Origin of the sequence: Solwaraspora sp. WMMA2056 (assembly GCF_030345095.1) — a bacterium.
In the GTDB taxonomy this organism is placed as follows: Bacteria; Actinomycetota; Actinomycetes; order Mycobacteriales; family Micromonosporaceae; genus Micromonospora_E.
The window spans coordinates 932,404-947,323 of the sequence record NZ_CP128360.1; the positions used below are offsets into that span (position 1 = coordinate 932,404).

Below are 14,920 nucleotides of genomic sequence, written 5' to 3' on the forward strand. Positions count from 1 at the left end.
ACACCAGGTGCGATACGCACCAACGGAAGTCCACTATGCGGACAGTTGTCGATGGCTACCGGGCCGGAAGGGGCTGCAGTGGAATACACCTCCGGCAGCGCGTCCTGGCGGGACGTCGTACGCCGAGCGCTGGGCGGGCTCCACCGCCGGCGGCCCGGCCGCCGACAGTTCGGCTGGTCCAGCGGAGTGCCGCTGATCGCCCTGCTCGCCGGGCTGCTCTTCACCACCACCGCCACCACCGCCGGCGGCACCAGCCTGCGGGAGGACCGCCGCCCCCAGCTCACCCAGCTGATCGTGGACAGCCGCAGCCAACTGGCGGTCGCCGAGGAACGCGCCGCCGCGCTGCGCGAGCAGGTCGACCAGCAGGCGAACATCGTCGCCGGGTCCGACCAGCCGATCGCCGACCAGCGGGCCCGGGTCGAGGCCAACCGCGCCGCGGCCGGCTTCACCGCACTGGCCGGACCGGGCATCGTCGTCGAGCTCGACGACGCACCCCGGCTGGCCGATCTACCCGACGGCGCCAGCAACGACGACCTGGTCGTGCACCAGGGGGACGTTCAGGCCGTGGTGAACGCACTGTGGGCCGGCGGCGCGGAGGCCATGTCAATCATGGATGTACGGGTGTTGTCCACCAGCGCGGTACGCTGTGTCGGAAACACGCTGCTGTTGCACGGCGGGGTCTACTCGCCGCCCTTCCGGATAGCCGCCATCGGCGACCCGACCGCCCTGCAGCAGGCGCTGGACGACTCCGAAGGGGTGCAGTTGTTCCGGGACGCGGTGACCCACTTCCAGCTCGGCTACCAGCAGACGGTCGAGTCGGAGCTGGGCGTCCCGGCGTTCGACGGCTCGACCGCCCTGCACCACACGACAGTGCCGGAGACAGCCAGATGACCTGGGCAGGGCCGCAGCAGCAGGCTGGCAGGCCGGATGAGGTGGACCCGCACCAGGCCTACCGGCCACCGGACGACGCCACCGCCGTGCTGCCCCGGTTCACCGGCCAGCAGCAACCGGGCCGCCACCAGCCGGGCCACCACCACCAGCCGGGCCGCCACCAGCGGGGCCAGCAGGAACCGGGGCAGCAGCCGTACCAGCAGCAACAGCAGCCGGGCCAGCGGCACTTCACCCCGCCGCCGGCGGTCCCGCCCAGCGCGGCCCTCACTGCGGCGATCCCGGCATACCCGACGGAGTCGGCCGCCTCCACCACCGTGCTACCGGTCGTGGTCAGCAGCTATCAGCCGCCGACGGACGGCAGCATCCCGCCGTCGACCAGGCGCGCGGGCGCGGACCGCGCCGGGACGGGCGGTACGGGTGCCGACGGCGCAGGGGCCGAGGACGGAAAGCCGCCGGCCCGCCGGGGCGAGCGGGTGGTCAAGCTCCGGCCCGAACGCACCGACAGCGGCTACAAGAGCGTCTACTCGGAGCTGACCCGACCCACGGTCTGGACCCGGCTGCGGACCGCCGCCCGGGTCAGCGGCGAGCTGTTGATCACGTTCGGCATGATCGTGCTGCTCTTCGCCGGCTACGAGATCTGGGGCAAGTCCGTCATCGTCAACGCCCACCAGAACGATCTGAGCGAACAACTCGCCCAGCAGTGGGCCGAGGTCCCCGCGCCGGTGGTCAGCGACGGGCCGTCACCGTCACCGGAGCCCGCCGCCCCCCAGGTCCAGGGCACCCCGGTCGCCGGGCTCTACATCCCGAAACTGGACAAGAACTGGGTCGTGGTGGAGGGCGTCGAGCAGGACGACATCCGGTACGCACCCGGTCACTACCCGGACAGCGCCCAGCCCGGCCAGGTCGGCAACTTCTCGGTCGCCGGGCACCGGAACCGGGCCACCTTCTGGCGGCTGGACGAGCTGCGCGACGGCGACACCATCGTCGTCGAGGACCGCGACACCTGGCACATCTACGCCGTCACCCGTAACCACATCGTGCTGCCCAACCAGACCGAGGTCGTCGCCCCGGTCCCCGGCGACCGCCGGGCGCAGCCCACCGAGGCGATGCTCACCTTGACCACCTGCCACCCGAAGTTCGACAACTACCAGCGGCTCATCGTCCACGCCGAGCTGGTCCGCAGCCAGCCCAAGGCCGACGGCCGGCCGGCAGAACTCGGCGGCTGACCGTGTACGCCTGGATCTGGCGCAAGCTCCCCTTCGGCCTGCCCGGCAAGCTGATCGGTTCGGTGCTGCTGGCCGGGTTGTCGGTGGCGCTGCTCTGGTACGTCGTCTTCCCGTGGGCCGAGCCGCTGCTGCCGTTCGACGACGTACAGGTGACCGACAGCGGGGACGGGACCGGCGGCGACCCCGGCGGCGGTCCGGCCGACGGCGGTGACCCGGCCGATGGTCAGGACCCGGATGGCGGCGGGCTCGACGAGCACGACCTGCCGTACGACACCGGGACGAACAACCCCGTACCACCTGATGTGAACGTCGACTAGGGCGAGGCGGCCACGTGCGCGTACTGGTGATCGACAACTACGACTCGTTCGTCTTCAACCTCGTGCAGTACCTGGGTCAGCTCGGGGCCGAGTGCGAGGTGCAGCGCAACGACCAGGTCACCGTCGACGAGGTGGGCCGGTTCGACGTCGCCGGCATCCTGCTCTCCCCCGGGCCCGGCGATCCGGACCGGGCCGGCATCTGCCTGGACGTGATCCGGCGGTACGCCGGACAGCTGCCGATCTTCGGTGTCTGCCTGGGGCATCAGGCGATCGGTGCCGCGTACGGTGCCGTCGTCGAACGCGCGCCCGAGTTGCTGCACGGCAAGACCTCCCAGGTGCACCACACCGGGGCCGGGGTCCTGGCCGGTCTGCCGGAGCCGTTCACCGCGACCCGCTACCACTCGCTCGCCGTGCGCGCCGAGACGTTGCCGGACGAGATCGAGGTGACCGGTCGGACCCCGTCCGGGGTGGTGATGGCGATGCGGCACCGCCACCTGCCGGTGGAAGGCGTGCAGTTCCACCCGGAGTCGGTGCTCACCGAGGGCGGTCACCTGATGCTGGCGAACTGGCTGGCCGACTGCGGCCTGCCGCAGGCCCGGGAGCGGGCACCGCGACTGGCCGCCGAGGTCGACGCCAGGCGTCGGGCCGCGTTCGCCGCCGCCTGACGGCGCCGGACCCCGGCCCGGCGCCGTCAGCCGCCGGACCAGCGTCGGAGACCGGGACCCGCGTCAGCCGAGCAGCCCGGTGAGACTCGGCACGGGCACGAGCGGGCTACCGGTGCCGCCGCCACCGGTGCCGCCCGTGCCGCCGCCCTCGCCGTCACCGTCGCCCGGGTCGGGCGGCGGAGTGGTCGGGGTGCTGCTGGGCGTCGGCGTGAGCGTCGGGCTCGGTGAAGCCTCGGGCTCACGCGCCTGGCTGACCACGATCTCGACCCGGGAGTTGACCCGCTGTTCGCCCCGGCTCGGATTCTGGCTGGTGACCCGGCCGGAGTCGGCGGGGTCGACCGGGTCTCCGTCGATGACCCGGACGTCGAAGCCGGCGTTCTCCAGCGCGGCGACCGCGTCGGCCTCGGTGCGGCCGACGACGTTGGGCACATCGCGCAGGTTGTTGAGCGAGACGTGCACCTCGACCACGGTGCCGGGCTCGACCGCCGTACCGGCCGCCGGCACGGCGACGACCTGGTCCTTGGGTGCGGAGCTGTCGACCTCCTCGAACTCGGCAACCAGGTCACGGTCGGCGAGCGCCCGCTCGGCGGCGTCCCGGGTGAAGCCGTCCAACGACGGGACCTGCACGGTCCCCGGGCCGGCGCAGACGGTGAGCGCGACCTCGCTGCCGGGCTCGACCTGGCCCGGCTCCGGGGACTGATCGAGGACCGTGTTCAAGGTGCAGTCCGGCTCCTCGCGAGTCGACTCCTCGGAGACCAGCCGGAGATTGTTGATCTCCAGGCGGGCCTGCTCGATCGGCAGACCGACCAGGCTCGGCAGCGCCACCGTCGGAGGCTCCTGCTCGTTCGTGGTGGCGTAGATCAGCCCGGCGGCGAGGGCGACCACCGCCATCACGCCGAGCACGCTGAGCCCGGCGATGACCGCCGGCGAGGTGCGCCGCGACGACGAGCCACCGCTGGCACCGGCCGGGATCCGTTGGGTGGAACCGGTCCGGCTCGTCGCACCCATCGCGACCGTCTCGTCCTGGCGCAGGACCGGGGTGGCCAGCACCGGCCGGCCGGTGGCGGCCCGTAGCAGGTCGGCGCGCATCTCGCCGGCGCTCTGGTAGCGGTTGACCGGATTCTTCGCCAGGGCCTTCAGCACGATCGCGTCGATCGCCGGCGTCACGTCCCGGTTGATGTCGCTGGGGGCCCGGGGATCCTCCCGGACGTGCTGGTAGGCGACGCTGACCGGACTGTCGCCGACGAACGGCGGGTGGCCGCAGAGCAGTTCGAACAGCACGCAGCCGGCGGCGTAGACGTCCGACCGGGCGTCCACCGACTCGCCCCGGGCCTGTTCCGGGGAGAGGTACTGCGCGGTGCCGATCACCGCCGAGGTCTGGGTCATCGTGGTGGCACCGCTGGCCAGCGCGCGGGCGATGCCGAAGTCCATCACCTTGACCTGGCCGGTCTGGGTGAGCATCACGTTGCCCGGCTTGATGTCCCGGTGGATGATGCCGTGCCGGTGGCTGAACTCCAGGGCGGCGCAGATGTCGGCGCAGTATTCCAGGGCGCGGCGCGGGTTCAGCCGGCCCTCGGCGGCGAGCACCTCCTTGAGGGTGCGCCCGTTGACGAACTCCATGACGATGAACGGCAGGGTCTCGCCGGTCGGGGCGTACTCCTCACCGGTGTCGTAGACCGCGACGATCGCCGGATGGTTGAGCGAGGCGGAGTTCTGTGCCTCCCGCCGGAAGCGCTCCTGGAACGTCCGGTCCCGGGCGAGGTCGGTACGCAACATCTTGATCGCGACGTCGCGTCCGAGTCGGAGGTCGCGGCCGCGATGGACCTCGGCCATGCCGCCATAGCCGAGCAACTCGCCGACCTGGTACCTGCCACCTAGCAGGCGAGCCTGCGCGGTCATCGTCCTTGTCGTCCTTCGCTCAGATGGTCGTGATCATGCCTGGCGGTGCCGTGTCCTTCCACAGACGGTACGGCCCCGACATGAATTTCGACGTGTCCGGATGCCATCTGGTTCTCAGCCGTGACCAATCGCTCCACGGGCTGGCCGAGGGCGCCCGTGCTGCCGAGGCTGTCCCTGATCAGGTAGATGGCCAGGCCGCTGCAGACCAGGGCGACGATCACGCCGAGAATGACGGCCAGGACGGTGAACAGCTGTCGGGACACCCCGCCGCCCGAGCGGGGCGGTGCGGTCGCCGGGCGCTGGTACCCGTACGGGTTGGGCTGCTGGTGCGGGCCGAGCGGCGGCCGGGCCGGCGCGGCGGGGCGCTGCTGGTACCCGGCCGGCGGGTAGCCGCCGGGCTGCGCCGGCGCGGGTGGCCGGTAGCCGGATGCCCCGGTGACCGGCGGGCCATAGCCGGGTGCCCCGGAGGTCGGCGGACCAGGCGGGCGGTAGCCGGGTGCCCCGGAGACCGGCGGGCCCTGCGGTGGCCGCGGTGCCGGCGGGAGCGGACCGGGTGACATCGGGCCGACAGGGGAGACCGGCGCGCCGGAGGTCGGCCGGGGTGCGACCGGCGGGCGGGGGGCGGCCCCCGGGTGGTGTCCGGCTCCCGGATGGTGTCCGGTGGCCGGTGGGCGGGGCTGCCCGGCGAGGGTGGTGGCGGCCTGCCGGGTGACCGCAGCCAGGGCGGCGGCGGTCGGCCAGCGGGCGGCCGGGTCCTTCGCCAACGACCGCTCGACGATGCTGCGGACCACGGGTGGGATGTCCGACGGCAACGCGCGGGGCATCTCCCGTACGTGTTTCATGGCGATCTCGAGCGGATTGTCGCCTTCGAAGGGCCGTCGACCGGAGAGGCACTGGTAGGCGACGACCCCGAGCGCGTACACGTCCGACGCGGGCGTCGCCACCGCGCCGGACGCCTGTTCCGGCGAGATGTACGACGCGGTGCCCAGCACCGAGCCGGCGGCGGTCAACTGCCCCACCATTTCGGAACGGGCGATGCCGAAGTCGGTGAGCACCAGGGTGCCGTTCGGCCGGACCAGCAGGTTGCCCGGCTTGACGTCGCGGTGCACGATGCCCTTCTCGTGGGCGGCGTGCAGCGCGTCGGCGGCCTGGGCGACCAACGCCATCGTGCGGGCCGGGGTGAGCCGGCCGACCCGGGACAGGGTGCGCGACAGTGCGTCGCCCTCGACGTACTCCATCACCAGGAAGGCGATGTGCTTGTCGCTGCCGTAGTCGTAGACGTCGACCACGCCCGGGTGGTTGATGGTGGCCATGGTCCGGGCCTCACCCCGGAACCGCTCGGCGAAGCCGGGCTCCTCCAGCAGCGCGGGGAGCAGGCTCTTGACCGCGACGGTACGGCCCAGCACCTCGTCGGTGCCGCGCCACACGTCGCCCATCCCGCCGCTGGCGATGCGCTCGTCGAGCCGGTACCGGCCACCGAGCAGGACCCCGGAGCTCAGCATCTCATCGCCCCTCACGCTCGGCGATGATGGCCCGCATGATCTGGCCGGAGATCCGAGTCGCCTCGGCGCTGCCGCCGTCGCCGGCGTTCTCCAGTACGACGCAGACGGCCGAGATCGGCTCCCCGTCGGCGGAGATGGCGAAGCCGATGAACCAGCCGTGGTCGCGGTCGTTCTCGCCGGCCTGTGCGGTGCCGGTCTTGCCGCCGACGGTGTAGCCGTCGATGCGGGCGTTACGGCCGGTGCCCTCACGGACGACGCTGACCATCATCTCCTGCAGGTCGGCGGCGACCGAGCCGCTCACCGACTCCCGCAGCTCGCGGGGGTCGGCCGTGTAGTAGCTGCTGGTCCGGTCCGCGTGCAGCAACTGCTGCACCAGGTACGGGCGCATCTGGCTGCCGCCGTTGGCGACCGCCGCCGCGATCATCGCGCCTTCCAGCGGGGTCATCCGGACGTTGTTCTGCCCGATCGACGACTGGGCCAGCGCGGCGCCGTCCTCGGAGCCGTCCGGGTTGGCGATGTCCCCGGTCCGGCTGGCGGCCACCGGCAGCCCACTGTCGCCGTTGGTGCGGCCGACCACCTGCTCCTCGTCCTCGAACCCGAAGTCGCGGGCCTTGGCCTTCACCGTCTCGGCGCCGAGCGCGACGCCCAGCTTCGCGAACCCGGTGTTGCAGGAGTCGGTCAACGCGGTGATCAGGGTCACCTCGTCCTGCGGGCAGATCGACGGGACGGCGTTGCGGATGTCGGTGCCGGAGTCGGGGTGACGGTAGACCGGTCCGGCGGAGATCGGCGTGTCGATCGTGGTGCCGTTCTCCAGGGCCGCCGCGGCGACGACCACCTTGAAGGTGGATCCGGGCGGCAGCACCTCACCGAGCGCGCGGTTACGCAGTGGCTTGTCCGGGTCGCCCTCCAGCGCGTTGTACGCCTCCTGTGCGGCATCGGAGTCGTGGCTGGACAGCGGGTTCGGGTCGTAGCTGGGCAGCGAGACCAGCGCCTGGATCGCCCCGGTACGCGGGTCGACCGCGACCGCCGCTCCCCGGCTGACCCCGACCCGGTTCTCCAGCAACTGCTGGTACGCGGTCTCCTGGGCGCGGCGGTTGATGGTCAGCAGCACGTTGCCGCCGCCGGTCTCCTCGCCGGTGAACAGGTCCCGTACCCGGTCGGCGAAGAGCTGGTCGCTGGTGCCGGCCAGGAACTCGTTCTCGGCCCGTTCGACGCCGAGCGCGGCCAGGTTGACCGGCTTGTAGCCGACGACGTGCGCGTAGAGCTCGTTGTCCGGGTAGGTACGCAGGAACTTCAGCTCGCCGTCGGTCTCGGTGCTGGTGGCCAGGGCCCGTCCGCCGGCTTCGATGTTGCCGCGCTGGCGGTCGTACTCGGCGACCTGGACCCGGCCGTTGTAGTCGCTGGTGCGGTACTCCTCGGCCTTGTAGCCCTGCACCCAGTTGAGATTGGCGAAGAGCAGGCCGAACAGGACCATGATGACCACGCCGACACGGCGCAACGGGGCGTTCATCGGCGGATCACCTCCGTGGGGGCGCCGTGCAGCTGGGCTGGTGGTCCGGCGGGCGTACCGGGTGGGCGGGGTTCGGCGCCCACGACGGGGCGGCGGCCCGCGTCGGAGATCCGCAGCAGCATCGCCACCAGCAGCCAGTTCGCCATCAGCGAGGAGCCTCCGGCGGACAGGAACGGGGTGGTCTGGCCGGTCAGCGGGATCAGTCCGCTGATCCCGCCGACGATCACGAAGACCTGCAGGGACAGGGTGAACGCCAGGCCGCCGGCGAGCAGTTTGCCGAACGAGTCCCGGACCGCGAGCCCGGCCCGCAGCCCGCGCTCGGCGATCAGCAGGTAGATCACCAGCAGCGCGGAGAGGCCGAACAGCCCGATCTCCTCGCCGATGCCGGCGAAGATGAAGTCGTTGTGCACCTCGGGCACCTTCAGCGGCTGGCCGCCGCCCGGTCCGGCGCCGAACAGCCCGCCGGTGCCGAGCCCGAGCAGCCCTTGGACCAGTTGGTAGCCGTCGGCGTACGGGTCGGAGAACGGGTCGAGCCAGATGTTGGCCCGCTGGTAGAAGTTGGCGAACGGGCCGCCGACGATGCCGCCGAGGTAGTAGGCGAGGAACGCGCCGCCGAAGAACAGCAGCAGACCGATGATCAGCCAGCTGACCCGTTCGGTGGCGATGTACAGCGTCACCACGAACATGCCGAAGTACAGCAGCGAGGTGCCGAGGTCCTTCTGGAACACCAGGACCATCACGCTGAGCAGCCAGACCACCAGCACCGGGCCGAGGTCGCGGCCACGCGGGAAGTCGATGCCGAGCACCCGCCGACTGGCCAGTGAGAGAACCTCACGTTTACGGACCAGGTAGTACGCGAAGAACGACAGCAGCGCCAGTTTGGCGAACTCGCCGGGCTGGATCGAGAAGCCGCCGACCAGGATCCACAGCTTGGCCCCGTTGACCTCGGAGTACCGGGCCGGCAGCACCGCCGGGATCATCACCAGCACGATGCCGGCCAGGCCCAGGGTGTAGGCGTACCGGGCGACGATCTGGTGGTCGCGGACCAGGATCAGCAGTCCGGCGGCGAGCACGACGGCGGCCAGGGTCCAGGCCAGTTGCCGGCCGCCGGTCCCGGCGAAGATCGGAAAGTCGAGCCGCTCGGCGGCGGGTTCGCTGGCCAGGTCGAACCGGCGCAGGAAACCGACGCCGATGCCGTTGAGCAGGGCCACCGCCGGCAGCAGCGCCGGGTCGGCGTACGGGGCGAAGAACCGGATGACCAGGTGCAGGCCGAGGAAGACGAGGCCGACAACGGCGGTCGGCACCCAGAAACCGGCCCGTACGGTGCCGAGCACGGCCGCCTCGGTGGCCGCCGCGTAGAGCCCGACCACCACGAGGGCGAGAGCCAGCAGGCCGAGCTCGGCGTTGCGGCGGGTCCGCAGGGTGCGGACCCGCGGCATCTCACCGGTGATCGCCGGTGGTGGGGCGGGTCCGACAGGCGCCGTCACGGGAGTTCCTTCACGTCGTTCGCCCCGGATCTCAGTCGACCGTCCGGCAACCGGCCGGGTTGGTCACCGGCGGGACCGGCTCGACCGACTCGGTCGGCTCCACCGGCGGCGCGTCCGGGGTGGTCTGCGGCGCCTCTGGCGACGGGCTGTTCCCCGGCAGCGGCGTACCGGAGGCCACGGCGTCCGGGTCGGGCAGCGGCGTACCGGTCGGGTCGACCACCGGCGGCGGCGGGGTCGGCGACGGGGTGGGGGTCGGCGAGGGCGACGGCGGGCAGGTCGGCTTCAGGTTGGGATTGTCCGGTTCGTCGCGGGTGAGCTCCAGCAGGTGGCGCTGCGCGTCGACCTCGCTGCCGGCGTGGATGCCCCGCTTGACCCGGTCCTGGGCCACCGAGGTCAGGTCGGTGAGCGCGATCTCGCTGGTCTGGTGCACGGTGGAGAGGCTGACGCCGGCGACCTCACCGGGCATGCCCTGGAAGATCGCCAACTGGCCGTCGCTGGTGGCACCGACGTAGTACTGCCGTTGGGTGTAGTCCCACCCGGCCCAGACGCCGGCGCCGAGGATTCCGACGAGCGCGACCAGGACGAGCGCCGCGCGTACCGGGCGTCGTCGGGGCAGCTCGGGGTCGTCGTCCAGGCCGGTGGCGGGTTCGGCGGACTCGGGCGCGGCTGGCCGGGGGGCGGACAGCGCGGAAGCGCGGGCGGCGGGGGTGGACTCGTCGGCGGCGGTGGCCATGCCACGGTCGCGGGAGGCCGCCCCGCCGACGATCGGGGCCTGCTCGTGGATGCTCTGGTCGGTGGCGTCGGCGATGACGACGGTGATGTTGTCCGGCCCGCCGCCGCGCAGCGCCAGCTGGACCAGCCGCTCGACGCACTGCTGCGGGTCGGTGTACTCGCGCAGCGTCTCGGCGATGGTCTCCGCGCTGACCACGCCGGAGAGCCCGTCGCTGCAGATCAGGTAGCGGTCACCGGCGACGACCTGGCGTACGGAGTATTCGGGGTCGATGTCGCGCCCGTCGAGTGCCCGGGTCAGCAACGACCGTTGCGGGTGGCTGCTGGCCTCCTCGGCACTGATCCGGCCCTCGTCGACCAGCATCTGGACGTACGTGTCGTCCTTGGTGATCTGGGCGAACTCGCCGTTGCGCAGCAGGTACGCCCGGGAGTCCCCGATGTGCACCATGCCGATCTTGCTGCCGGAGAAGAGCGTCGCGGTCAGCGTGGTGCCCATCCCCTCCAGGTGGGGATTGGCGTCGACGGTGTCCCGTAGATGCTGGTTGGCCAGGCCGACGGCGCCGCGGAGGGCGTCGACCATGGCGTCGCCGGGGACGTCCTCGTCGAGGGGGGCCAGCGCCCCGATGACGATGTTGCTGGCGACGTCACCGGCGGCCATCCCGCCCATGCCGTCGGCCACGGCGAGCAGCCGCGGCCCGGCGTAGACGGAGTCCTGGTTCCCGTCACGGATCAGTCCGCGGTCACTGTGGGCGGCATAGCGCAGGGTCAGAGTCATGGCCGTAACTCAAGAGATGTGCGGCCGATCCGGATCGGCACGGCGAGGGGTACGGGGGTAGGTCCGGTGACCTTAGCGCGGTCCAGGTAGGTCCCGTTAGTGGAACCCATGTCCTCGAGGACCCACTGGCCGTCCCGGGGCACGAGCCGGGCGTGCCGGGCCGACGCGTAATCATCGGTGATCACCAGGGTGGAGTCCTCCGCACGACCTATCGTGATCGGAGATTCACCCAAGGTGATCCGAGTGCCGGCCAACTGTCCGGCGGTCACCACCAGCTGGTGGGCCGCCCGCCCCCGTTTGACCTTGGCCGGCCGGGCTGGTGCCGCCGTGGTACCGACACCTCGCGGCGCCGCCACCAGGCGGCTGGCACGGGTGCCGGCGAACAGATCCCGCCGGATCACACCGACCACCGTGAACACGAAGATCCACAGCAGGACGATGAAGCCGATCCGGGCAACGACGACGACGAATTCGGGCAAGGTTAGCCATCCACTCGGAACGTGAGCGTGGTCGTTCCGAGCTGGATCATGTCACCAGGGTTCAGCGCCACCGCGGAGACCCGCTGCCCGTTGACCATGGTTCCGTTGGTCGACCCTAGATCGGTCAGCACGACCTGTGATCCGTCGAAGTCCAGCCGGGCGTGTCGGCGGGAGATCCCGACGTCCGGCAGGCGCAGGTTGGCCTGGTCGCCACGGCCGATCACGGTCGAGCCCATCTGCAACGGGTAGGTCCGGCCGTCACCGGAGACCAGCCGGATGTTGCGGCCACCGCCATGACCCTGCGGCGGCGGGCCGTACCCGCCGGGCTGCTGCTGCTCGTACGGGGAGTAGCCGCCGCCGTGGCCGGCACCGCCACCGCCGCCGTGCATGTCGTACCCCGGCTGCTGCACCGGCGCGACGTCGCCGCCGGTGAAGACCTCGGCGGTGACCCGGAACATCCCGGTGTCCAGCCCGTCGCCGCGCTCGATCTCGACGATCACGTCGCCGTAGACCGTCCAGGCCTGCTCACCGATGAACTCGGCCTGCGACTGGGCGAGCTCCTGGGCCAGGGCCGCCGCGTACGGAGCCAGCCGGCTGTGGTCGTACGGCGAGAGATCGATCACGTAGCGGTTGGGCACCAGCGTGCGCCCACCGGCAAGGATCGCCTTGTGGGCCTCAGCCTCCCGCTGCATCGCGTTGAGGATCTCCACCGGGTGCACGACACCCTTGAACACCTTGGCGAAGGCCCCTTCGACTAGGCCTTCCAGACGCTTCTCGAAGCGTTGCAGCACGCTCACCGGCTCCTCCTCGGGTTCCGAGGACATGATGGTATCCGGCCGTCGCCCGTGCCACCCGCACGCCGATCGACCACTGCTCCCGGCCTGTCCCGAACGACCGGCCCGCCCCGTGCTACTCTTCGCCAGGCGTCGCGGGCGATATCAAGCTCGGGGCGACCAGGGACAGCGTAGTATGTCCCAGCACCTGCCAGCGGGTGGCCCCGACCGACACCCCCACCGGGATCGGGAAGGACCGGCCGGGTTAGTCTTCTACCGACTGTCCCGGACAGCATCCGGGGAAGTGGCGGAATGGCAGACGCGCACGGTTCAGGTCCGTGTGCCCGAAAGGGCGTGGGGGTTCAACTCCCCCCTTCCCCACCAGCAGGTCGGGCGGCTGATGCCGCCCGGACCAGCTAGCAACGATCAAGAAGGCTCCGCCCGACGGCGGGGCCTTCTTCACATATCGCCCGGATATCCTGTTGACCGTTTACTCCACCCCCCAGCTCAGGAGTGTCGTGTGAGCGTCGCGTTGGTTACCGGTTCCGGCGGTCTGATCGGATCGGAGGCGGCCCGGCACTTCGCCGGACTTGGCCTGGACGTGGTGGGCATCGACAACGACATGCGCCGCGAGTTCTTCGGCCCCGAGGCGTCCACCGCCTGGAACGTCGAGACGTTGCGGCGCGACCTCGGTGCGGCGTACACCCATCAGGCGGTCGACATCCGCGACCGCGACGCCCTGGCGGGCCTGTTCCGGCGGTACGGCCGGGACATCGCCGTGGTGATCCACACCGCCGCGCAGCCGTCGCACGACTGGGCGGTCCGTGACCCGTTCACCGACTTCGACGTCAACGCCGGCGGCACCCTCAACGTGCTGCAGAACGTCCGGGAACACTGCCCGGAGGCGCCGGTGATCCACTGCTCCACCAACAAGGTGTACGGCGACCGGCCGAACAGCCTGCCGCTGATCGAGCAGGAGACCCGGTGGGAGATCGCCCCGGACCACCCGTACGCCGGTGGGATCACCGAGGACATGTCGATCGACGCCTGCCTGCACTCGGTCTTCGGCGCGTCGAAGGTCGCCGCCGACATCATGGTGCAGGAGTACGGCCGCTACTTCGGCATCCGTACCGCCTGCTTCCGGGGCGGCACGCTGACCGGCCCGGCGCACTCGGCGACCGAGCTGCACGGCTTCCTCGGCTACCTGATGCGCTGCAACATGGAGCGACGCACCTACAAGATCTTCGGGTACGGCGGCAAAATGGTCCGCGACGCGATCCACAGCCACGACGTGGTCTCCGCGTTCGAGGCGTTCTTCCGCGACCCGCGCCCGGCGGCGGTCTACAACCTCGGCGGCGGCCGGCACTCCAACTGCTCGCACCTGGAGGCGTTCGCCCTGGCCGAGCAGATCACCGGCGAAAAGATGATCACCGAGTACCAGGAGGCGAACCGGGTCGGCGACCACCAGTGGTGGATCGGCTCGAACGCCGCTTTCCAGCGGGACTACCCTGGCTGGAAGCAGGTCTACGACGTACCGATGATCCTGCAGGAGATCTACCAGGCCAACGTCGACAAGTGGGTGCCCGGGAAATGATCGACCAGGGCAAACGCAACCTGCTCGGGGTGCTGGTCGACGCCGTCGACTACGAGACCGCCACCGAGCGGGTGATCGACGCCGCCCGGGAGCGCCGGCCGTTGGCGTTGACCGCACTCGCCGTACACGGGGTGATGACCGGGGTCCTGGACCCGGCGCACAACGCCCGGCTCAACTCGTTCGACCTGGTCACCCCGGACGGCCAACCGGTGCGCTGGGGACTCAACCTGCTGCACGGTGTCGGGCTGAAAGACCGGGTGTACGGGCCGACGCTCACCCTGCGGGTGCTGCAGCGCTGCGCCGACGAAGGGCTGCCGGTCTACCTGTACGGCTCCACCGAGGAGACGCTGGACCGGCTGGTGCCGAAGCTGGAGCAGATGTTCCCGGCGTTGAAGTTCGCCGGGGTCGAGCCGTCGAAGTTCCGCGCCGTCCAGCCTGGCGAAGAGGTGGAAATCGCTGACCGGATCCGGGACTCGGGTGCCCGGCTGGTGCTGGTCGGGCTCGGCTGCCCGCGTCAGGAGGTCTTCGCGTACGCCATGCGCCCGTTGCTGGACATGCCGCTGATGGCGGTCGGCGCGGCCTTCGACTACCACGCCGGCCTGCTGCGCAAGCCGCCATCCTGGATGCAGCGGTACGGCCTGGAGTGGCTGTGGCGGCTCGGGCTGGAGCCGAAACGCCTGTGGCGCCGGTACGTGATCCTCAACCCGGCGTACCTGAGCCGGCTGGGCGCGCAGAAGCTGGGTATGTGGCAGGCCACGCCGCCGCCGGCGGCCACTGACCGCCCCGCCACCTTCGCCGTCTGACCCCGCTCACCGGCTCCAGCAAGACGACCGACACGACCGACTCGGGGAGGATTGGTGGAAGTGACAACCTACTCCGTGTCCTGCGGGCGGGTCGATAACTGGTGGGCCATCAGTGTGCCCGAACTCAAAGGCGTCCACACGCAGGCCCGCCGGCTCGACCAGGTCGCCACCATGGCCCGCGAGGCGATCGCTCTGCTGCTTGAGATCGATCCGGCCACAGTAGACATTGAGGTACGTCCAGAGCTACCCGGAACAGTCACGGCAGCACTG

The 14,920-nt window shown here is 71.1% G+C and carries 12 protein-coding genes, 1 tRNA gene and 1 pseudogene; 7 read left to right on the forward strand and 7 right to left on the reverse strand.

All coding sequences use genetic code 11. The features are described from left to right. Positions 1-78 precede the first annotated feature (78 nt). From O7608_RS04315 to O7608_RS04330, 4 genes and pseudogenes are all read left to right on the forward strand, one after another. Positions 79-891 (forward strand): DUF881 domain-containing protein, encoded by an 813-nt coding sequence (locus O7608_RS04315; RefSeq protein WP_289208749.1) that lies wholly within the window; start codon positions 79-81, stop codon positions 889-891. Positions 892-972: 81 nt separating this feature from the next. After that, a pseudogene (locus O7608_RS04320) lies at positions 973-2,117 on the forward strand (class E sortase); the annotation flags it as partial. Between the two features lie 2 nt (positions 2,118-2,119). Then, a complete protein-coding gene (locus O7608_RS04325) occupies positions 2,120-2,434 on the forward strand; it encodes a hypothetical protein (RefSeq protein WP_289208750.1) in 315 nt (104 codons plus the stop codon). A 14-nt stretch (positions 2,435-2,448) separates the two neighbouring features. Next, positions 2,449-3,099: an aminodeoxychorismate/anthranilate synthase component II gene (locus tag O7608_RS04330; protein WP_282224647.1), complete on the forward strand. Its 651-nt coding sequence runs from the start codon at positions 2,449-2,451 to the stop codon at positions 3,097-3,099. Between the two features lie 63 nt (positions 3,100-3,162). Here O7608_RS04330 and pknB read toward each other — a convergent pair whose 3' ends face one another. From pknB to O7608_RS04365, 7 genes are all read right to left on the reverse strand, one after another. Next, on the reverse strand, positions 3,163-4,998 hold the full coding sequence (gene pknB / locus O7608_RS04335) for a Stk1 family PASTA domain-containing Ser/Thr kinase (protein WP_289208751.1): 1,836 nt from the start codon (positions 4,996-4,998) through the stop codon (positions 3,163-3,165). Then, positions 4,995-6,500 carry a serine/threonine-protein kinase gene (locus O7608_RS04340; protein WP_289210773.1) on the reverse strand — a complete coding sequence of 502 codons (1,506 nt, stop codon included), beginning with the start codon at positions 6,498-6,500 and terminating at the stop codon, positions 4,995-4,997. Before O7608_RS04340 ends, pknB begins: the two co-directional genes overlap by 4 nt. Before the next feature lies 1 nt (position 6,501). After that, a complete protein-coding gene (locus O7608_RS04345; RefSeq protein ID WP_289208752.1) occupies positions 6,502-8,010 on the reverse strand; it encodes a peptidoglycan D,D-transpeptidase FtsI family protein in 1,509 nt (502 codons plus the stop codon). Beyond that, positions 8,007-9,449, reverse strand: a complete 1,443-nt coding sequence (locus tag O7608_RS04350; RefSeq protein WP_289210774.1) for an FtsW/RodA/SpoVE family cell cycle protein — start codon at positions 9,447-9,449, stop codon at positions 8,007-8,009. The genes O7608_RS04345 and O7608_RS04350 overlap by 4 nt, the downstream gene beginning before the upstream one ends. A gap of 79 nt (positions 9,450-9,528) precedes the next feature. Further along, entirely contained in the window at positions 9,529-11,001 is a 1,473-nt protein-coding gene (locus O7608_RS04355; protein WP_289208753.1) for a PP2C family protein-serine/threonine phosphatase, read from the reverse strand. After that, positions 10,998-11,480 carry an FHA domain-containing protein FhaB/FipA gene (locus tag O7608_RS04360; protein ID WP_282224643.1) on the reverse strand — a complete coding sequence of 161 codons (483 nt, stop codon included), beginning with the start codon at positions 11,478-11,480 and terminating at the stop codon, positions 10,998-11,000. Before O7608_RS04360 ends, O7608_RS04355 begins: the two co-directional genes overlap by 4 nt. A gap of 2 nt (positions 11,481-11,482) precedes the next feature. Further along, positions 11,483-12,304, reverse strand: a complete 822-nt coding sequence (locus O7608_RS04365) for an FHA domain-containing protein (RefSeq protein ID WP_289208754.1) — start codon at positions 12,302-12,304, stop codon at positions 11,483-11,485. A 247-nt stretch (positions 12,305-12,551) separates the two neighbouring features. Between O7608_RS04365 and O7608_RS04370 the strand changes: the two genes are divergently transcribed. From O7608_RS04370 to O7608_RS04380, 3 genes are all read left to right on the forward strand, one after another. Next, positions 12,552-12,637 (forward strand) — tRNA-Leu (locus tag O7608_RS04370). A gap of 136 nt (positions 12,638-12,773) precedes the next feature. Continuing rightward, entirely contained in the window at positions 12,774-13,847 is a 1,074-nt protein-coding gene (locus O7608_RS04375; RefSeq protein WP_282232951.1) for an NAD-dependent epimerase/dehydratase family protein, read from the forward strand. Continuing rightward, complete coding sequence (locus O7608_RS04380) at positions 13,844-14,650, forward strand: WecB/TagA/CpsF family glycosyltransferase (protein ID WP_289210775.1); 807 nt, start codon at positions 13,844-13,846, stop codon at positions 14,648-14,650. Before O7608_RS04375 ends, O7608_RS04380 begins: the two co-directional genes overlap by 4 nt. Positions 14,651-14,920 lie beyond the last annotated feature (270 nt).